18 protein-coding genes and 1 pseudogene are annotated in these 19,529 nt (G+C 68.4%); 13 read left to right on the forward strand and 6 right to left on the reverse strand.

The window, feature by feature from the left end; all coding sequences use genetic code 11:
* Positions 1 to 577: 577 nt before the first annotated feature.
* Together ASG60_RS13240 and ASG60_RS22770 are read left to right on the forward strand one after the other, a co-directional pair.
* Positions 578 to 2,434, forward strand: a complete 1,857-nt coding sequence (locus tag ASG60_RS13240) for a hypothetical protein (protein WP_056385951.1) — start codon at positions 578 to 580, stop codon at positions 2,432 to 2,434.
* Between the two features lie 161 nt (positions 2,435 to 2,595).
* A complete protein-coding gene (locus ASG60_RS22770; RefSeq protein WP_156398893.1) occupies positions 2,596 to 2,901 on the forward strand; it encodes a hypothetical protein in 306 nt (101 codons plus the stop codon).
* On the opposite strand, the gene ASG60_RS22775 is transcribed toward ASG60_RS22770, so the two are convergent.
* Genes ASG60_RS22775 through ASG60_RS13270 form a run of 5 tightly spaced genes read right to left on the reverse strand, consistent with a single transcriptional unit; the run spans position 2,880 to position 6,173 of the window.
* Positions 2,880 to 3,473: a hypothetical protein gene (locus ASG60_RS22775; protein WP_056385953.1), complete on the reverse strand. Its 594-nt coding sequence runs from the start codon at positions 3,471 to 3,473 to the stop codon at positions 2,880 to 2,882. The genes ASG60_RS22770 and ASG60_RS22775 overlap by 22 nt on opposite strands.
* A complete protein-coding gene (locus tag ASG60_RS13255) occupies positions 3,460 to 4,095 on the reverse strand; it encodes a hypothetical protein (protein ID WP_056385955.1) in 636 nt (211 codons plus the stop codon). Before ASG60_RS13255 ends, ASG60_RS22775 begins: the two co-directional genes overlap by 14 nt.
* Positions 4,096 to 4,104: 9 nt before the next feature.
* Complete coding sequence (locus tag ASG60_RS13260; RefSeq protein WP_056385957.1) at positions 4,105 to 4,530, reverse strand: hypothetical protein; 426 nt, start codon at positions 4,528 to 4,530, stop codon at positions 4,105 to 4,107.
* Positions 4,527 to 5,060, reverse strand: coding sequence for a hypothetical protein (locus tag ASG60_RS13265; RefSeq protein WP_056385959.1), 534 nt, complete (start codon positions 5,058 to 5,060; stop codon positions 4,527 to 4,529). Before ASG60_RS13265 ends, ASG60_RS13260 begins: the two co-directional genes overlap by 4 nt.
* Positions 5,061 to 5,069: 9 nt before the next feature.
* A complete protein-coding gene (locus ASG60_RS13270) occupies positions 5,070 to 6,173 on the reverse strand; it encodes an XRE family transcriptional regulator (RefSeq protein WP_210168496.1) in 1,104 nt (367 codons plus the stop codon).
* A gap of 233 nt (positions 6,174 to 6,406) precedes the next feature.
* On the opposite strand from ASG60_RS13270, the gene ASG60_RS23175 reads away from it, so the two are divergent.
* From ASG60_RS23175 to ASG60_RS13285, 4 genes are all read left to right on the forward strand, one after another.
* Positions 6,407 to 6,580 (forward strand): hypothetical protein, encoded by a 174-nt coding sequence (locus ASG60_RS23175; protein ID WP_156398894.1) that lies wholly within the window; start codon positions 6,407 to 6,409, stop codon positions 6,578 to 6,580.
* 69 nt (positions 6,581 to 6,649) lie between these two features.
* Positions 6,650 to 7,780, forward strand: coding sequence for a hypothetical protein (locus ASG60_RS13275; RefSeq protein ID WP_056385963.1), 1,131 nt, complete (start codon positions 6,650 to 6,652; stop codon positions 7,778 to 7,780).
* A 127-nt stretch (positions 7,781 to 7,907) separates the two neighbouring features.
* Entirely contained in the window at positions 7,908 to 10,100 is a 2,193-nt protein-coding gene (locus ASG60_RS13280) for a ThiF family adenylyltransferase (RefSeq protein WP_244476662.1), read from the forward strand.
* Positions 10,100 to 10,888, forward strand: coding sequence for a hypothetical protein (locus ASG60_RS13285; protein ID WP_156398895.1), 789 nt, complete (start codon positions 10,100 to 10,102; stop codon positions 10,886 to 10,888). The genes ASG60_RS13280 and ASG60_RS13285 overlap by 1 nt, the downstream gene beginning before the upstream one ends.
* Positions 10,889 to 10,982: 94 nt before the next feature.
* On the opposite strand, the gene ASG60_RS13290 is transcribed toward ASG60_RS13285, so the two are convergent.
* Complete coding sequence (locus tag ASG60_RS13290; protein WP_156398896.1) at positions 10,983 to 11,897, reverse strand: hypothetical protein; 915 nt, start codon at positions 11,895 to 11,897, stop codon at positions 10,983 to 10,985.
* 439 nt (positions 11,898 to 12,336) lie between these two features.
* Here ASG60_RS13290 and ASG60_RS13295 point away from each other — a divergent pair, with 439 nt between their 5' ends.
* The 7 genes and pseudogenes from ASG60_RS13295 (at position 12,337) to ASG60_RS13325 (ending at position 19,529) form a co-directional block, all read left to right on the forward strand.
* A complete protein-coding gene (locus tag ASG60_RS13295; RefSeq protein ID WP_056385967.1) occupies positions 12,337 to 12,993 on the forward strand; it encodes a 2,3-bisphosphoglycerate-dependent phosphoglycerate mutase in 657 nt (218 codons plus the stop codon).
* A gap of 147 nt (positions 12,994 to 13,140) precedes the next feature.
* Positions 13,141 to 14,238 (forward strand): putative sulfate exporter family transporter, encoded by a 1,098-nt coding sequence (locus ASG60_RS13300; RefSeq protein ID WP_200913232.1) that lies wholly within the window; start codon positions 13,141 to 13,143, stop codon positions 14,236 to 14,238.
* Positions 14,239 to 14,339: 101 nt separating this feature from the next.
* Positions 14,340 to 15,479 carry an adenylate/guanylate cyclase domain-containing protein gene (locus tag ASG60_RS13305; RefSeq protein WP_056217688.1) on the forward strand — a complete coding sequence of 380 codons (1,140 nt, stop codon included), beginning with the start codon at positions 14,340 to 14,342 and terminating at the stop codon, positions 15,477 to 15,479.
* A 196-nt stretch (positions 15,480 to 15,675) separates the two neighbouring features.
* Positions 15,676 to 16,899 (forward strand): molybdopterin-dependent oxidoreductase, encoded by a 1,224-nt coding sequence (locus ASG60_RS13310; protein ID WP_056217685.1) that lies wholly within the window; start codon positions 15,676 to 15,678, stop codon positions 16,897 to 16,899.
* A gap of 11 nt (positions 16,900 to 16,910) precedes the next feature.
* Positions 16,911 to 17,197, forward strand: a pseudogene (locus ASG60_RS13315) (cytochrome c).
* Between the two features lie 184 nt (positions 17,198 to 17,381).
* Positions 17,382 to 18,365 carry a beta-propeller fold lactonase family protein gene (locus ASG60_RS13320; RefSeq protein WP_056160267.1) on the forward strand — a complete coding sequence of 328 codons (984 nt, stop codon included), beginning with the start codon at positions 17,382 to 17,384 and terminating at the stop codon, positions 18,363 to 18,365.
* A gap of 78 nt (positions 18,366 to 18,443) precedes the next feature.
* Positions 18,444 to 19,529: a sulfite oxidase gene (locus tag ASG60_RS13325; protein WP_056160270.1), complete on the forward strand. Its 1,086-nt coding sequence runs from the start codon at positions 18,444 to 18,446 to the stop codon at positions 19,527 to 19,529.

Genomic DNA, 19,529 nt, shown 5'->3' on the forward strand with positions numbered 1-19,529 from the left:
CTCGCTGTTGCTGACGCTCGGGCCGGACTGGGACCGCATGACGTCCACGGTGTCCTGGTCTTCCAGGCCGTCGCACAGGTCCTCGAACCCAAGAATGCGATCGCTGTACCTTCGGATCGCATGAAGGGTCACGTGCGCGCGCACGCCCCCGGAGTGATCTGTGACGACGTCGGGCGGCGTCGGGGACGGGGCGGCTCGGAGGACGGGGGCAGCGCGCATGGGGGGCTCTCTGGTGAAGGTGGAGAGAGCCTCCGTTGGGCGGCCGGATCCGGCGAGGGGACCGAATCGACATCGTTCCCCTCGCGGTCGGGAACCTCTTCGATTCGCGCCCGATCGGGGGTCCGGGGCATCCCAATCCCGGGGTCCGGGGCGGCCCGCCCTAGGCGAGCCGCCCGATGAGTGTCGGTTGAAACGACCCCGTTTGCGGAATGCCGGCGACGCGGGTAGCCTGTCTTCAGTCGCGCGGAGTGGTGCCCGTGCTTCTCCCTCCAGCGCATTGGTCATGGCAGCTCGCTCCTCCATCATCCCAGCCTACCTCCGAACCGGTACCCCTTGGCCGGCCGATGACACGTGGGAGATGCAGGATCATGTCCGGCTCCTCCATGGCCGGAGCGCCGACGGCTGCTACGTGCTGGCGTCGAAGCGGGGCCCCTACGCGGAGACTATGCACCGCGCCCGCGAGCCCCTCGCGCTGTCCGACCTGCGCCCGGCACAGTTCGTCTCGATGAACAGGTTCATGCGGCGTCGGCTGGGCTCCATGCTCGCCGCCGTCGGGCACGCCTGGTTAGAATTCGACCCCTACGCCGAGGACGCCCAGGGCCGCCCGCTGCCGTTCCGTGGCATGGACCCCGCGGCCCTCATGGCGATCCTCGCCGCGGCGATCGCCGAGGCCGGCCTGCCCGCACCATCCTATTGGACAGACTCCGGCCGGGGCCTGCATGCGGTCTGGCTCTGCGAGGCCCTCCCGGGTCGGGCCGCCCCGAAGATGGCGCGGATCATGGCCGCCCTGTACGGCCCGGTCCTGAACGAGGACGGCACCGTGCCTGCCCGCGCGCACGAGGATCCGGACCGGGACGCCCAGGAGGCCCGCCTCGCCCCCATGTGGCGCCTGTTCCGCGACGCCGGGCTTGACCAGGGCACCCAGGACGCCGCACGCGTCCTGCGCATCTGGGGCAGCGTGAACCCGAGGAGCGGCACGCGCTGCCGCCGCCTGTGGCCCGCCGACATCGAGGACGTCCGGCGCTGCACGGTCGACGCCCTTGCCGATGCGGTGCTGCCCCTCTCGGGCGTCGCGTTCCGGCAGCGCATGGCGGAGCGGGCCGCGATGCCCGCCACGGCCCGTCTGGAGCGCCCGGCCCACACCCGCAAGGGCAACCCCCACGCGGGCAGGATGGGCGTCTGGGAGCGCAAGGTCGCGGACCTCATGCGGCTCCGCGAGCACCGCGGTCGCATCGCCGTCGGGCAGCGCCACATGTGGACGTTCCTCACGGCCAACGCCTATGCGCAAGCCAAGGGCGGCACACCGGCCATGTGGGCCGAGCTCCTGGCCCCGCTCGCCGGACTGAGCCTGGCCGAGGCACTCGACTGCCTGCAGAGCCTGGGACGGCGCCAGAAGCGCCGCGAGGCCGGGGAGACGATTGAGCACGGCGGCACGGTCTGGACCCCGCTGTTCCACTACTCCGGGGCCAAGATGGCCGACCGCCTCGGCGTGACTGAGGCCGAGGCCAACGCCGCCGGGCTCAACCTCGTCCGGCCCGGCAAGGGCAAGGCCGTCCCCGCGGCCGAGCGCAAGGCCGCCGCACGCGTTCGGGACGGCGCCGTCCCCCATGCCGCCCGGGCCGACGCGAAGCTCAAGGCGGGCCGCCAGGGGCTCGCGCTGCGGGCCGAGGGCAAGACCGTGACCGAGGCCGTCGAGGCGATCCGCGCCTCGTGCGGGCGCGGGCGCACGTGGGCTATGGAAGCCATGACCCTCGCGGCCTCCGCCCCGGTCGAGATCGTGGCCGTCCCCGAGCCCTCCAAGCCGTTGGAGTTCGCAAAGGAGGCAGTTCGGTTTTCGGGACGCTATATCGGGGGCAAAGCCCCGGGCCCGGCCCCATCCCCCCTCTCCACCCCGGCCCCGGCCCGAATCCGGCTCGCGACGGGGCTGTTCAAGGTCGGGGACCTGCGCCTGTCACGTCACTCGCTCCAGCGGATCTCGGCGGACGGCACGGGCATCGTCGTCATCGAGGACCGGTTCTTGGGGCTGATCGCATTCGATGGCCAAGGCAACCAGGTCGACGTCCCCGCCGACCTCGCCGATGGCCTACCGAGGCGTCGTAGGGCCCCCAGCGTCGCCCGCTCCGGGTCCCGCCGCATCTTCCGGTCGTCCCGTCCCACGGTCCCTGCACCGGCCCTGTCGGCCGACGAGTACCGCCGACTGTCGAAGGGCTTCTGAGCCCCCCGCCCTTGTGGGAGGCCGGGGGGTGTCCTATCCTGGCACTATCGATGCGCTGGAAGCTTCGGAACGTGCACCACACGTGGCAGGCCTCCAACTGGCAACGGTTGGGGGCCTCCGTGTTTCAGATCGCATGACGGCCTCGGTCCTACGCTTGGGCCATGACCCTCTCCCTCGACGTCGTCTCCGACATCTGCGACCAGGTCGCCGCCTGGGAAGCCGCCTTCCTCTCGGAGACATCGCTCAACCGCTTCCGGCGGGCGAGCGCCTGCGCCATGTCCGAGACCTCGAAGGCGGCCAAGATCGGGGCCACGGACGCCCTCGACGATGCCTTCCAGAACCCCACCCCGTGGATGCGCCGCGCGTTCACGTACAAGCGCGCACTGTCCCGCACAGGGGACAGTGAAGGAGCGCACCGACTTCGTGCCCGACCTCGTCGTCGAGCCTACCTTCGCTTAGCAGGGTGACGTGGCGACGTTGCGACATCAGACCTTCGGCCTGAGGGGATTTCCCTGAGTGGCCGAAGTTTCGGCCCGACACTACGTCGGAGGCGTCCATCCCTCCGCCGCGAACGCCTTGCCCTGGAGCAACAGCCACCGATAGACCCAGGGACGGCATCGGGGTCGATCCCCTCAGCGCGGGCCGCCGTAGTCGGCGCCCCCCGGGCCTCCTCGACGGCATCCGGGCCGAAGCACTTTCGAACCTTCCAGAGGTGCAGGGCGACGTCGCGGTGCACCGTGAACTCCCACTTGGCCCGTTCCAGGTCGTAATTCGCCTCGGCCCTCTCGGCTGCCAGCACGAGGTCGATCTCCGCCTTCTCGTTGTCGCGGACCTCGCCCAGGCAATCCCGCACGTCCTCCAAGGTGAGCATGGTGCCGTCGAGGTCCGGCCGCGCCCGGCGAAGCTCGGAAACCACGTCCCGGCAATCGGCGCAGACGTAGCGCTCGCGCATGCCTGCGACGACCGGGCCTTCGAGGTGGTCCGGGTACAGTTCGCGCCGGAAGGCCAAGTTGTCCGCGTCCGTCTCAAGGTCGACCACCGCGAGCGTTCGAATCTGGGTGAACCATCGCCCGGACCCGCTCCGGCGTAGGATCGCGCGCTTGCCCCGGTCGCAGCAGGGGCACGTCCAGTCCGCGGGCGTCCGCTTCCACCCCTTGCCGGGCTTGCGCTCGAAGACCTCGAACTCGGCGTCCGTAGGCGGGCGGACACGGGCTGGTCGACGACGTTTTCTGGGACTTGCCGACCCCGTCCCGGCTCACCGAGCGTTGGCTCAGGTCCCCCCAGAGGCGATAGGCCCAGGCTTTCAGTACGGCCGCCGGCTGCCGCGACTTGGCTTCCCGGGCGATGAAGTCGTCGAGCGTCGATGGATTGAACAGGGGCGTCGACGTGATGCCGCGTTCCATCGCGAACAGGCCGGAGGCGAGACGCTCCACGAGCACCTCCGCGAAGGCGATGCGGCTCTCGAACTCCTCCCTCACGCCGAGCCAGACCTGGCGCACCTCCTCGACGTCGATCTCGTTCATCGCGTTGGGCCGCGGCCGCACGAAGCGCGCGATCTCGGATGGCGTGAACGAGAAGTGCCGCGGCAGGCCGAGCGCCTTCTTTGCATCGCCCTCGGCGGTGTTGCAGCCGTCGCAGACCAAGGAGGCGCGGAAGCGCATGACGAGGGCTCACATGGGGTCCTCCGCGTGGCGGGAGGAGGCGGACAGTTCCTTGGCCCACGGGGTGCCCAGCCGCTCCCGGAGGAACGCGTTGAAATGCTCGCGCATGTGGTCGTGGTGGAGATGCAGGTGCGCCAGAAGGACGCCGCCCTCGTTCGGGCGCGCGATCTCGGGCTTGCTGCGCCCACAGCATGGACAGGTCCAGCAGGTCGACGTCTCGAACCAATTCCAGTTGAGGTCCAGCCGGTCGGTGCCGAAGCGGGCGAGGAGCGCCTTCGTCTGCTCGGACCACTTGCCGTCGAGGTGCGGGAACCAATGCGCGAGGCCGGCCTCGTCGAGGAACCGCACGTCTGGCAGCGTGATCTCCACGGTCAGCGTGTCGCCGACGGGGATGTTGTCGTCGAGGCCTTGCGCGGGTGCGTGCGCGTCCGTCATGCCGGCCTTCCCTGCCCGGGTCCCGGCCGGAGGCCCTCCATCGCGAGGCGGTGGATCAGGTCGTCGAGCCACGGCTTGCCCAAGTTGCAGCGTAGCGGAAGCGCGGGCCGGAAGCCGATGTCGTTCAGCAGGCCGCCGAGGCTGACGAGCCGCGCACGGTGCCCCTGATCGAAGCCGAAGCGCATGCTGGCGGCGTCGGTCCCGCAGATCAGCCAGTCGTCCTCCCGCGTCAGGGCATGCGTCCAAAGCGAGAGCTCTCCGGCGTCGAGGTGCGCGCCGGGACCGTCGAGCTGCAGCCTCATGATCGCGAGGGCGTCATCCGGCTCGACCGAATGGAAGCTCGGGCGCAGGATCGTCGGGTCGATGTTCTCCTCGGGCCGCCGACGCTGGAAGCCCGTCTGCGTCTCCTCAAGGCACTTGGCCACCGTCACCAGGCGGTAGCGGCTGGACAAAGCCCGCCACACGCCGACGCGATGCGCCTCGATGACCGTGTTGGTGTCGGTGAGGACCGAGCCGCGATGGACAGCCATCGTGCGGGCTCACATGTCGAACGGGCGTTCGACCCCATGCGCGTCCAAAAGGTCCCCAAGCTCGTCGATGGTGACGTCGAGCAGCGCCGCGGCCCGCCGCACCGAGACGAGTCCCTGCCCGATGGCGTCGGCCACCACCGTCAGGAAGTGCTTGCCGAACTTCAGGGGCACGTCCTGCTCCCTGTGGACCAGCCCGCCGTTGTTCACGAGCCGGTGGTCCTCGTAGCCCTGGGCGGCGGAACGGGAGAGGCGTTCGAGGTCGACCAGGCGCCACTTGAGCGCCTTCGCCGAGACGCCGAGCTCGGTCGCCCTGCCGTTGATCCAGTCCGGGTTGCGCCCCTCGTCCGTCACGCCCTCGAAGAGCCGCCTCGGCATGAGGACCGCGGAGGCGAACTTTTCGGCCATCGTCTCGACGCGCTTCTGCAGGTTGCCGGTGCCCTGCCCGTCGTCGAGGCGCTCCGGGGGCATCGCGTCCCAGGTGAGGATGTGGAAGAGCTCGTGCGCCAGGTCGAAGTTCCGCCTGCCGGGCGCCTCCAGCCGGTTTACCAGCACGGCGCCCAGGTTCCTCACGAGGCAGGCGGCCCCCGAGATGCCCCTCTCTGCGTCGACCATCAGAACGAGCGTCGACAGCTTGTCCTGCATGGCTTCCGTGAGGCGCTCGGACGGCACCGGGCCCAGGTCAAGGAAACCGGCCACCGCCTCGCCGGCCTCAAGCGCGTCCTCGTAGCTGTTCGTGCGCGTCAGGTTGAGCCGGTGTGCGATGGGCGAGAGCGTCCTGCCCGTCGCCGCCGCCAGCTCGCGGTACGCGCCGATCCACTCGCCCGCCTTGCGCTCGAACGCGTCGAGCTCCGCGACCGAGGTCTCCGAATGGCGCCGCCAGGAGAACCTCGCCTCGCCGACGATGAGGAACGGGTTGGTGAAATAGTCGAGCGGGACGTCGAACGCTTGCACGGCGGCGACGAGTTCCTCGGCCGACAGCTTCCGGCCGCCGGTCTCGATCTGCTGCAGCGACTGCCGATGGTCGAGGCCGAGGACGCGCGAGAGCTCCTCCTGCGACATGCCACGCTGCTCGCGGAGCGCCTTCAGCCGGATGCCGGTCGGTGCGGATGCCATCATGTCCCTCCATTGCGGCTGTATCTTGCACATCGGCATTTTGCAAGATATTAAAGCAATCCACGAGGTTGCGTGCGTACTCCTACACTGGCACGCCGCGCCATCCTCGGACCGGGGGCTTGAGCATCAGGGCTTTCCGGCCGTCCCGGCGCCATCGGCTCCGGACCGCGGGCAGGCTCTGAGGCATCCCGGGCCGCGCATTTGTCGCGCGGGCCCCCGACACGGACATCGACATGGCAACGAACCCCCCGGCCGGCGACGGCCACCGCAACGGCATGGTCCGCGACCGCTCACAGGTCCACAACCCCAAGACGGACACCTGGACGAAGCGGGACACGGACACTGGCCGCTTCATGGACGGCAAGAAGGACGGCACCCCCTTCAAGGGCGTGCGCAAGGAGCACTGAGGCGCGGCGAATCCTGGCGGAAGCGTACTTTGTGGCGCGCTATCCCGGTAGCGGCGCCGGAGACCTGACATGACGGCGAACACAGTTCATTTCCGCGTCGGCAACGGCGACATGCACCTCGTCGAGATGGAGGGCGGACGCAAGCTCCTGATCGACATCAACGTCCGGCAGCCCGGACCCGACGTTCCGGACGTGATCGCCCAACTGCGCAAACGGCTGCAGCGGGACATCTACGGCCGGCTCTGCATCGACGGGTTCCTCCTTACCCATCCCGACCAAGACCATTGCCGCGGTCTGCGGGAACACTTTCACCTCGGGCCGCCGGAGACATGGTCGAAGGCGCTGGACAAGATCGTCATCCGTGAGATGTGGTCGAGCCCCATCGTCTTCAGGCGCGCGGGGCGCGATCACGCGCTCTGCGATGACGCCAATGCATGGGCCTGCGAGGCGCGCCGACGGGTGCGCCGGTACCGCGAGCGGGGGATAGGCACGGACGGCGAGCGCATCGTCATCTTGGGGGAGGACGTCGACGGCAAGACCGACGACCTCCGTCAGATCCTCGTTAAAGCCGACGAGGAGTTCTCGACGATCTGCGGCGTGCCCGGCCAGTTCAAGGGGCGGCTCATCGCCCCCATGCCGGCCTCCGACGACGACGAGGACGAGTTCCTCAGCAAGAACAACTCCAGCGTCATCCTTGGCCTGGCCCTCCAGGCGGACGGCTATGCGGAGGCGTCTCGGTTCCTGTTCGGCGGGGACGCCGAGGTCGGCATCTGGGAGAAGGTCTGGGACCGGAACAAAGCCCGGAAGCACGTCCTGGAATACGACGTCCTCGTAGCGCCCCACCATTGCAGTTGGCACTCGCTCTCCTGGGACAGCTGGTCCGATTACGGCGAGGACGCCAAGGTCAGCGCGGATGCCCGCGACGCCCTCGGACAAGTGCGGTCCGGGGCGGAGGTCCTGGCGAGCAGCAAGCCGATCAAGGACGACAACATCGACCCGCCCTGCATCCGCGCCAAGCGGGAATACAGGGCCATCGTCGCCCCGCACCGCGGCACCTTCACCTGCATCGCCGACCGTTCCGGTGCCGACCCTTACGAGATCGAGGTGACCTATGCGGGGCACAAGCCGAAACGCCCGACGGTCCCTGCGGCGGTCGCGGTGGCGACCGGAATCGGGGCCGCCCCCCTCCCGCACGGCTGAGACGGGCCCGGCGGAGCCGTCGCCCCCTGAAATGCCCAGGGCTGTCGCCCGGGCCCTTCGCCTGATCGGGTTGCACCCGTCCGTCCGCGGCGTTGAGAGCCATGTCGACGCCGGCACCGGCGCGACCATGGCCACCGTACGGATCGACACCAACCTGCCTTCGCGGTGGCGGGTGAGGGGCCATTCCGACAACGGCGTCCAGGCCGTCGAGCCGGTCACGATGGCGTTCTGGCCGGAGTATCCGCTGCGTGAGCCGTACATCGTCCTTCGCGAGGATTTCGACCGAAGCCACCCCCACCTGCAGCCCCGGGGGCCAAGCTTCCGGCCCGAACCCTGCCTCGTGTTCGGCTCGGTACGCGAACTCCTGCAATCGCGCGGCGTCATCGGGCTCGTCGACCAGCTCGCGGAATGGGTCGAGCGGGCCGCCCTCGTGCGCCTCAATGACCCCGCCGGGGGCTGGGAGGTCACGAGGCGCGATGGCGTGCACGACGTGGTCGTGCTCGGCGCCGACTGGCTTCGCTCGCTCCCGAACCGGGATGGGGGATGCGACGGCTACGGCATCGGCTACGCGGCCGTCCGCGAGGACGGTGGCCCCGAAACCTATCGCGCGCTTCTGTCCGAGAGCCGGCACGGCTTGTCGGAGGACGACTGCCGCTGGCAGGTTGAGGTGGTTTCGAACGAGGAGCGGTACGGGTTCGGCCTCGCGCTTGTGGCGTGGTCCGGCCGGACGCCGTCCGGCGAGCCGTTCATCGCCGGACGCTACCTGCCGGAAACCGTCGTCGACATCGCATCCCTGCATGCCCGGGCCGAGGAACTGGGCTGCGGCGAGCACCTCCGGGCCAAGCTCGGCCTGCTGGAAAGACGCCTGCGACGCAGGCGCCTCAAGCACCCGCAGCCCTGCGTCGTCATCCTGCTGGCGCGCCGGCCCTACGACCTCGTCGGGAGCAACTCGCCCTTCGAGATCTGCCCTTACCTCATCGAACTGCAGGGCAACGACGAACTCGGGTTTGGAAGCGCAAAACCCGTCCGGCTCGCGGGGCCGCACGAGCAAGTCACGCCGGGCCTGATGCGAACCGCCTCGGGCGGGGACGCGACCGGATTGGCCCGGTGGACCCTGCTCGGCTGCGGCAGCGTGGGGTCGAAGATCGCGACGCACATGATGCGCTGTGGCCGAGGTCCGACCCGGTTCGTCGACGTATCGCCGATGCGGCCGCACAACTTCGCACGGCACGCCCTCTTTCCGGCGAGCAAGTGGGAGCAGCACCAGGGCGGCGGGAAGGCATCGCTCCTCGCCGAGAGCTTGGTGGGCTTCTCCGACGGGCTGTCCGCTCTCACCGCGGATGTCGCCATTGCCGCGAACGACCCCGTCATGGCCGCGAAAGCGTTCGGGGCCGACGCGGACTTCATCGTGAACGCGACCGGCTCCCTAACGGTGCGGGAGTCCCTCTCGCTCCCGCACGTCGCCTCGTGGAGGCCGAGATGCGTCGAAACCTGCCTGCTGGGCGCGGGGCGAGTGGCGTACATGGCCGTCGAGGGCCCCTCCGCCAACCCGTCGTCGGCGGACCTAGCCGCCGAGGCGTACAGGCTGCTCGGCACCGACGACGCGGTTGCCGCGGCGGTGTTCGGGCCCGAGGCCGCCGCTGCCAGCATCGCCATCGGGCAGGGTTGCTCGTCGTTCACCTTCCCGATGACCGACGCGCACCTGTCGGCGATGACAGCGCCGATGGCTGTGGCACTCGGGAAGCTGCACGCCGGCGGCTTGCCCGAGGACCGCGGCGAGGTCCTGATCGGTATCGGGGCTGACGACGGCCTCGGCCAGAGCTGGACCCGGCACGAGATCCTACCTTGGCACGTGGTGCCGGCCGCCTCCGAGGATGGACCCCGCATCCGCGTCAGTCCGCGGGTCGATGCGCTGATCGCCCGGGAGGTGGCCTCCCGCCCAGGCAGCGAGACCGGGGGAATCGTCGTCGGCCGCTACTCAGGCGTGACCGACACCTTCCATGTCGTTGACGTGCTGCCCGCGCCGCCAGACAGCCGGTTCTCGGCCGAGGAGTTCGTGCTCGGGGTCGAGGGGTTGGCGGACCTCATCGACGGACTGATCGGACGTAACGGCGGCGCCCTCTATCCGCTCGGCACCTGGCACAACCACCTCGTCACGAGCGGCCCGTCGCCAAAGGACGTCGCCACTGCCCTCAAACTCGCGACCGAGCAGGCGTTCCCGCTGCTGATGCTGATCCACACGCCCGGCGGGTACCGCTCCCTGACCGCGGAAGTCATCGCTCGCCCAAGGACGGGCGACCCACTCGGAGAAGCTGCATGATGGTCCACCTCGACCGTTACATCCTGAACGCGCGCGTCCTTCCGATGCTCGTGGTCACCTTCCCCCTCGTCCTCGCCGCCTATCCGTGGCTTCCGGCCGATGCGTTCGTCAAGGACGGATTGTGGGCCACGGCCATCAAGTGGGCGACGACCGGGGCGAGCTCCGCCTTTCTCGCGACCGTCCTGTCGTTCGTGCCGCGCGCGTTCGGCACCCGGTTGGAGGAGCGGCTCTGGCGGGAGTGGGGCGGCGCCCCCGCCGCGGCCTACCTGCGCTACGCGCACCCGGAGCTCGACGAGCGGCAGACGGCGGCGCTGCACGCCAAGATCGCGAAGCTCGACCCCGGTCTCCACGTCCCCTCGAAGGCGGAGGAGAAGGCCGACCCGGCCGCGGCGGACCAATGCTACGAGAGCATGGTGCGGATGTTGCGCGCCCGGACCTGGGGGCCGAAGAACTATCCCATGCTGTTCGACGAGAACCTGAGCTACGGTTTCCGACGCAACCTGTTGGGCATCAGGCCCGTCGGCATCCTCGCCTGCCTGATCGGCCTGGCCTCGGGCACCGCCGCCATCTGGATGGGGCACGACGCGTGGCCCGTGGCCGCCCTTTCAGCCGCCGTCGGTGCTTTCATCCTCGCGAACACGCCCGGCGACGTGAAGCGGCAAGCCGAGCGTTATGCCCGGCGCTTATTCATGACTGTCGATCTGCTAAAGCCCGTTCCAAAGGCTAAGCCCGCTGGAACGGCAATCCGCAAGAAAGGCGTGGCGCCTGTCCCGCCGACACCGGCCTGACGGGGCCGATGGGACAGGCGGTGACAGGGGCGCATCCTAGAATAGAGTTCGGCGTCTGAGGGCGCATTCGCGACCCGGTTACGCTGTTTAAACGTCACTCAAACTCGAACTCGTGTATGTCGCCGAACTCCCCGCTGTAGGTCAGTTGCACGGCCATAACCGGCGGCGCCACGACGAGCTCCAACTGGCTCAGGTTCATTTCCTTGATGAAGGGCGCGAACGCGACGGTCCTCGTCTGCACCGCAGGAAGGCGCGCGGAGAAGATTATCGGCACCCCGCTGCCCCGGTTCGCCGAGTTCCAGGTCTGGGCAAACTGTTCAACGGGCCCGAGCGCCAGCGAGTATGAGCACAGATAGTGCAGCTCGCGGCGGAGCCCATCCGCGGGCAGCGTCATAAATACGCCTCGCCGGACTGATTGGTGGTTCAGTCCCGAGGAATTCGGATCGCCGAACAAGTCCAGGTAATCCGCCATGCGCTGCTGGATGAGGTTGCTGTTCGCATCGAACAGCGCCTGGGTCTGTTCGGGCGCCAACAGAGCCTCTACCGTATCCGGAATTTGCTTCAGGACGTATTTTCCCGCACCGCTGGGGTACTGATGACGGTCGAGGTCCCTGATGGAGGCCTTGATCCCCATCATGGTGTGCGTGTTCTGGCGCCGCGCGAAGCCGTCGACCCAGTCTTCACGAAACGCTGCCTCGATCAGGTCGAACTTGTCGGATGGGACGCCGTTCGCCAGGACTAGGTCCCGGAAATGGGCGGACCACTTCGGCTGCATCTCCGCGAAGTATTCGACCCGCCGGGTGGCTTCCTCATTAACTTCCATCGTCTTGGGCCCGGAAAACCAGGCATCCCGAGTGACGGCGTTCGGGTCATAGTTGTGGAGAAGGCGGTGCTGCATGAGCGGATCGCCTACGTAGGTATCGAGCGTCGCGTGCTCAAGCTGCGGCGATGGCACCCAGCTGTTGAGGTAGACGTCATACTCGTCGCGCTCATCGGGTTCGTTCGGCATCGTCACAGTTCCGGTTAGCAGCGCAGTCGCGCAGTTGGTGTTCAGCCGGTGGCGCATCACTCTACGTTCGACAGGATCTGAACAGGACGCCTTCCAATACGGCAACGCCCTGTGCCGCATGTTCGTCACTCTGGATCTCGTTCCTGCGCCCCTCGTCACCTTTGCTGTCCTCCTCGACCACGGCGAGGCGCCGCTTCGAAAACAACCGCCACCGGGAACGTCCGCGTCGGAGCGATCCCCAGAACTCTCGCAACGACGAAGTTGGGTCGGGACCCGTACGTCCGTTCTACGACCGGGTCGGGTGGGAAGCAGCTTGGCTGCTTTCAGTCGCAAGACGTTCATAAGCGGACCTAGGATGACCCGCCGTCTCCGGATGGACGGTCCAACCCATCGCAGGGTCGAAGTTCGTTAAAGTCGGATGCCGACATCATCAGAGGCGATGCGACCAGCACGAAAGTGCATTCACGATTGCAAAGCCCCGGTCACGCGACATCTCGTGCTGGTCCGGCATGGCCAGAGCGTAGCCAACCGATCCGGCCTGTTCACGGGATTGCTGGACTCGCCCTTGACCGAGCAGGGCCGGAGGGAAGCCGAGGCAGCCGGCCGGCGTTTGGCAGAGTGCAACTGGCGCTTTTCCGCTGCCTTCACCTCGACGCTAACGCGGGCCGTCGTGAGCGGCCGGCTTATCCTCGATGCGCTCGGGCAACCCGGATTGGTCCCCCAAAGCTTCGCCGCGCTCGACGAGCGAGACTACGGGGACCTCAGCGGGCTCGACAAGATCGCCGCCGATGCGCGCTGGGGGGCGGAGCGGATCGAGACCTGGCGCCGCTCCTACGCAGAGGCGCCGCCGAACGGTGAGAGCCTGCGCGATACCGTCTCCCGTATCGTGCCATGCTACCTCCGAACCATCCAGCCGGCGGTCATGGGCGGAGACGTGCTCGTCGTCGCCCACGGCAATTGCCTGCGGGCGCTTGTGATGGCGCTCGAAGACCTCAGCCCGGCGGAGGTCGAGCACCTCGAACTCGCGACGGGCTCCGTCAGGATCTATGAGCTTGCCGCGGACACGACGATCAAGGCCCACTGGATCGACGGGTGAATCCGCCTGTCGGCCTCTCACAATGGGTCTCCGTGATCTGCGAAGGGGCACTTATTTCATCTATTTCAGTGATGGGAAGCATCTAATCATTCCGTTGGAGTGAATGAAAAGAACATGGGATTCTCCGGCATCACATCGGAGCCACCCATGTCCGCGCCCAGACTTTTCTCCCACGCTCGGTCAATGCGTGCCTTGGCCGGCACGAGAGCCATCCTTCCGGGACTGGGTCTCTGTATGGCGGTCACCGCCGCAGCGGTCGGCTTCGAGGCCGTCGAGGCGCATCTGTTCGGTCGCGCCTGGCTCGAAGCCCTGGTGCTGGCGATCCTGCTCGGGAGCGCGATCCGCACCGCCTGGACCCCGTCGCAACGTTTCTTTCCCGGCATCGCCTTCGGGGCCAAGACCGTACTGGAGATCGCGGTCGTTCTACTCGGGGCCTCGCTCAGCCTCACGACGATCCTCGCCGCCGGTCCGGGTCTGCTTTTCGGCATCGCGGGCGTCGTCGTGGTCGCGATCCTGTCGAGTTACGGCATCGGCCGAGCGCTCGGGCTGCATCCGCGCATGGCGATCCTCGTGGCCTGCGGGAACTCGATCTGCGGCAACTCGGCGATCGCCGCCACGGCACCGGTGATCGGCGCAGACGGCGAGGACGTCGCCGCCTCCATTGCCTTCACTGCGGTGCTAGGCGTGCTGGTGGTGCTCGGCCTGCCGCTGCTGGTGCCGCTGCTCGGCCTGTCGCCGATGCAGTACGGCGTGCTCGCCGGCCTTACCGTCTACGCCGTGCCGCAGGTGCTCGCCGCCACCGCGCCGGTCGCGGCGCTCAGCGTCCAGGTCGGAACCCTGGTGAAGCTCGTCCGGGTGCTGATGCTAGGCCCGATCGTCCTGGTGCTCTCGCTCGGCGCGAGCCGGCTGCGCGAGGAGACCGACGAGGCCGCCCCCGGCGTCACCGCGGGCGACCGCCCGGCCCGCGGCGGCCTCGCGATCCACCGCCTGGTGCCGTGGTTCATCCTCGCCTTCCTTGCGCTCGCGGGCCTTCGCTCGACGGGCCTGATCCCGCCGGTTGCGCTCGCGCCGATGTCGGAGACCGCCAACGTGCTGACCGTGGTCTCGATGGCGGCGCTCGGCCTCGGGGTCGACGTGCGCAGCGTCGCCAAGGCCGGGGCGCGGGTGACCCTCGCGGTGGTCGCCTCGCTCCTCGCCCTCGGCGCCGTCAGCCTCGGCCTGATCCGCGTGCTCGGCCTCGTCTGATCCGCGCTATGGCATCGATCCAACTCCTTGATGAAAGAACTGCCGTGACACGTTCGTCCCAATCTTCGTCCGAGGCGGTCGCGCAGGGGACGGGATGGTTGATGGGGCCGGGTCGCGAAGCGGCGGACGCGGCAGCCCTTCTCGACGGGTTCAGTGCGTGCCTCTCGGGGCTTGGCCTGCCACTGGCCCGCGCCACCACCCACGCGCCGACCCTGCATCCGTCGTTCCGCTGGGTAATGCGCGTCTGGCATCCAGGAGCGTCGAGCCTAGCCTTGCGTCGCCGCCACGGCATCGAGAGTACGCCGACGTTCCACGGCAACACCGTCGAGCGCGTAGTCGAGACCCGTACCCCGTTCCGATGCCGTCTCGACGGGGATGGGCCGCTGCCGTTTCCCGTGCTCGGCGAGCTTCGCACCGAGGGTCTAACCGACTACCTCATCGTGCCGCTGCGCGCCGCGCGTGGACGCATGGGCGCCGCCTCCTGGGCCACGGCGAGACCGGGCGGCTTCACGCCGATCGAGATCTGCACGTTGCTGGCGCTGGTCGAGCCGTTCTCGCTGCTGTTCGAGATCAAGGCGCTCGACGACATGCTAGGCGCGGTGCTGAGCGCCTATGTCGGACGCGACCCGGCGCGGCAAATCCTGACCGGCACGGTGCGGCGCGGCGACGTACGCTTGATGCGGGCCGCGATGATGCTGACCGACCTGCGCGGGTTCGGCGAACTGTCCGACCGGCAAAGCCCCGACCGTGTCGTGGCCGCCCTCAACCGGATGTTCGATGCCATCGTGCCGGCCGTCGAGGCGGAAGGCGGCGAGGTGCTGAAGTACATCGGCGACGGGCTACTGGCCGTGTTCGATGCCGATCGCGACGAGGCCGAGGCGCGCAGTGCCGCCTTGCGTGCCGCCGAGGCCGCGCTTGATGCGCTTGCGACCCTGCGCAACGGTGACAGGGCTGCCTTCGAGGTCGGCGTCGCACTTCATGTCGGGGAGGTCGCCTACGGCAATATCGGCGGCGGCGACCGGGTCGATTTCACGGCGATCGGCCGCGATCTCAACGTGCTCGCCCGCGTCGAGCGCCTGTGCAAGACCTACAACACGCCGCTGATCGCCACCGACACCTTCATCGACGGGTTGGCACATGCCCTTGAACCGCTCGGCACCGTCGCCTTGCGCGGTTTTTCCGAGCGTCACGCCCTGTTCGGGTGTCGCAGGACCGCGCCCGTCGGCGCGCCGGCGGCGTGACGCCGAGACGGCGTCCTTGATCGTCCCATTGGAGATCGAAACTTCTCAAATCATCGCGTTTGGAGATCATTCGTATCGCGAAAGACCGTTGGTGGGAATAAATCGTATCCCGTAGCATCTCCCTGGTCGCGAGGAATCGCCACGGGTCCGATGCCTTCGAACGCATCGACGCCGACATCCTTCAAGGGGAGAGACCATGCACGGACTGGACAGACCGATGAACCGCCGCCTCGTCCTGGGTGGCCTAGGGCTCGGAAGCCTCGGCGCCGCCATACCGGCCTGGGCGGCGGGCTCGGTGAAGCTTCCGCTGCCCGGCGGCCCGGACGAGCGGGCGCTGACCACGGCCTTTCCGGGCAAGGCCGAGATGATCCTCCAGCGCACTCATCCGCCGCTACTGGAGACGCCGTTCTCGGTGTTCGACGAGGGTGTATTCACCCCCAACGACCGCTTCTACGTCCGCTGGCACTGGGCCTCGATCCCGACCGAAGTCGATGCCGGCACCTTCCGGCTCAAGGTCCACGGCCATGTCGAGAAGGAGCTCTCGCTCTCGCTCGACGCCATCGCCGGCCTGCCGCGCTTCGAGATCGCCGCAGTGAACCAGTGCTCGGGCAATTCGCGCGGGTTGTTCGAGCCGCGGGTGACCGGCGCGCAATGGGCAAACGGTTCGATGGGCAACGCCCGCTGGACCGGCGTGCGCCTCAGGGACGTGCTCGAAAAGGCCGGGGTGAAGGCCGGTGCCGTGCAGGTGCGCTTCAACGGCCTCGACGAGCCGGTGGTCGACGACGCGCCCGACTTCAAGAAGTCGCTCGATCTCAAGCACGCCAACAATGGTGAGGTGATGATCGCCTACGCGATGAACGGCGAGCAATTGCCGCTGCTCAATGGTTTCCCGCTCCGGCTCGTGGTGCCGGGCTGGTACTCGACCTACTGGGTCAAGATGCTGTCCGACATCGAAGTGCTGGACAAGCCCGACGACGGGTACTGGATGAAGACCGCTTACCGCATTCCTGACGTGCCGGGCGCTAACATCAAGCCCGGTCAGACCGGCTTCAAGACGGTGCCGATCAACAGGATGGTGCCGCGCTCGTTCGTCACCAACCTGACCGATGGCGCCAAGGTGGCGGCCGGAACGCCGGTGGCGTTGCGCGGCATCGCCTTCGGCGGCGATTGCGGGGTGAAGGCGGTGGACTTCTCAGGCGACGGCGGCGCGACGTGGTTCCCGGCGCAGCTCGGCGCGGACGAAGGCCCCTACAGCTTCCGCCGCTTCGACGGCAGCTTGCCGGCATTGGCTGCCGGCAGCCACACGGTCAGGGTCCGCTGCACCAACACCAACGGCGTCGCGCAGCCCCTGGACCGGGTCTGGAACGGGGCCGGCTTCATGCAGAACGGCATCGAGGCCGTGTCCTTCCAGGCCGCTTGAGGAGAACAGCCATGAACCCGATCCGCCCTGCGGCCCTCATCGCCGCCCTCATACTGTCTCCCCTGGTGGCGTTCGCCGCTTCGGCTCCCGAGCCGATGCGCTTCACCTCGCAATCGATGTCAACAACAACTGCCTCGCCTGCCACTCGGCCGGGATGGTGCTGACCCAGCCCAAGCTCACGAAGGCGCAGTGGACCGAGACCGTGAACAAGATGGTTCACGTCTACAAGGCGCCGGTCGATCCGGCCGACGTGCAGACCATCGTCGACTACCTCACGGCGTTGAAGCCGACGCCCTGAACCCCCGAATCCCGAGGCCGCCGCGTTTTTTTCGCCGGCCTCGGGGAATAGACCGCGCCCTCCGGCATCTCCCCAGGGCGATGCACGGCCAAACCGGTCTCGCATCACGCAATCCGAATTAGAACCAGCCCTCACGGCAGGCCCCGGCCGCCGAACGAGCGCGCATGCCAGAGAGACACGCTTCATGACCCACGTCCGCACCAGCCTCCGCGCCCTCCTCGCCGGAGCCGCCTTGCTCCTCGCCCAGGGCCAGCCCGGGTCCGCCGCTGGCTTCGACGGCGCGATCAAGAACAACGCCCTGGCGCTGAACGCCGCTGGGACCGTCGCCGCTGTGTCGAACAGCGAGGAGAGCGCCGTCATCGTCTACGACGTCGCCAAGGGCACGGTGCTGCGCCGCCTCGACGGCTTCGTCACGCCGCGCAACATCGTTTTCGCGCCGGACGGCGCCCGCTTCTACGTCTCCGACAGTGGCACCGGCCGGATCACGGTCTATGAGACCGCCACCGGCAAGGAAGCCGGCGTTCTCGCCGCCGGCCCCGGCGCGTTCGGCACGGTGCTCTCGGCCGACGGGGCCAAGCTCTACGTCAACAACGAGGCCGCGAGCACGCTGACCGTGTTCGACACCAGGACCATGCTCGCCGAGGCCGTGATCCCCGGCTTCGCGCAGCCGCGCCAGGGCGTGAAGCTGTCGCCTGACGGCAAGACCGTGTTCGTCACGAACTTCCTTGGCGACAAGATCACGTTGGTCGATACCGCCACCAACAAGATCACCGGTGAGATCGCCGGGTTCGACAAGCTGCGCGCCATCTCGATCACCAAGGACGGCAAGACGCTTTTTGCCGCCAACAGCGGCCGTAATACCATCGGCGTGGTCGATGTCGCCGCCCATAAGGTCACCTCCGAAGTGGAAGTGGGCAAGGACCCCTACGGCGCCGCACTGACCCCGGACGGGCGCTTCGTCTATTCGGGCAACCTGAAGGACAACTCGCTCTCGGTGATCGACACCGGCACCCTCAAGGTCGTCGCCACGGTGACCGGCCTGAACGAGCCGCGCCAGGCGATCGCGTTCTCGGCCGACAACGCCCATGCCTACGTCCTCAACCGCGACCTCAGCGTCGCCGTAGTGGACCGGGCGAAGAACGCGGTGGTCTCGACGATGAAGCCCTGAGGCGACGCGCGCCGGGGGCCTTATCGCCCCCGGCGCGTTCTCGTCGTCGATACGTCACGAACGCAGGACAAAAACCCCATGCTCGGCCTGTTCCAGCGCAAGGACCGCCTCATCGTGCACGGCGAGGCGCCCTACAATGCCGAGCCGCCGCTCGATCGCCTGCGGGCGGCCTTCCTCACCGACCAGGCCGACTTCTACGTCCGCAGCCACGGCGACATCCCGGACCTCGACGCCGACGGCTACCGCCTGACTGTCGACGGGATGATCGCGACGCCCCTCGAATTGTCCGTCGCCGATCTGAAGGCACGCTTCGCGCACGTCACCGTCACGGCGGTGATGCAATGCGCCGGCAACCGCCGGGCCGACATGCTGGCGGTGGCCCCGGTCGCCGGCGACCCGTGGGCGGCCGGCGCCATCGGCAACGCGGAATGGACTGGGGTGCGGCTCGCCGACGTCCTGCACGCCGCCGGGATCGATGCGGGCAGTCCGCGCCACGTCGCCTTCGAGAGCCACGACCGTATCGCGGGGTCGGACATACGCTTCGGCGCCTCGATCCCGCTCGCCAAGGCGCTGGCGCCCGAGACGCTGCTCGCCTTCGCGATGAACGGCGAGCCTCTCGCCCCCGAGCACGGCTATCCGTTGCGCGTGGTGGTGCCGGGATTTGCCGGCATCCGCAGCCCGAAATGGCTCGCCCGCATCACGGTGCAGGACCACCCCTCCGACAACCCGATGCAGGCCGACGACTACAAGCTGTTTCCGCCCGACGTGACCGCCGAGACCGCGGACCCCGCCCACGGCATCACCATCGAGGCGATGCCGCTCAACAGCGCGATCTGCGAGCCCGCCCGCGGCGCAGCGTTGAAGCCCGGCCGGCACGCGATCCGCGGCTACGCCATCGCCAGCGATCGCGCGGTCGCCCGCGTCGACGTCTCGACGGATGGCGGCCGCAGCTGGGCGCAGGCCCGGATCGACCGCGATGCCGACGCGCCCTACGCCTGGACGTTCTGGGAGATCGACCGCGAGCTGACCGCGGGCGAGCACGAACTCGCGGTGCGGGCCTGGGACTCCGCCGGCCAGACCCAGCCGGCCGCGCCCGACGACACCTGGAACTACAAGGGCTACCTCAGCGCCGCCTGGCACCGGGTACGGGTCACTGTGGCCTGA

Source organism: Methylobacterium sp. Leaf469, from assembly GCF_001424745.1.
GTDB lineage: Bacteria > Pseudomonadota > Alphaproteobacteria > Rhizobiales > Beijerinckiaceae > Methylobacterium.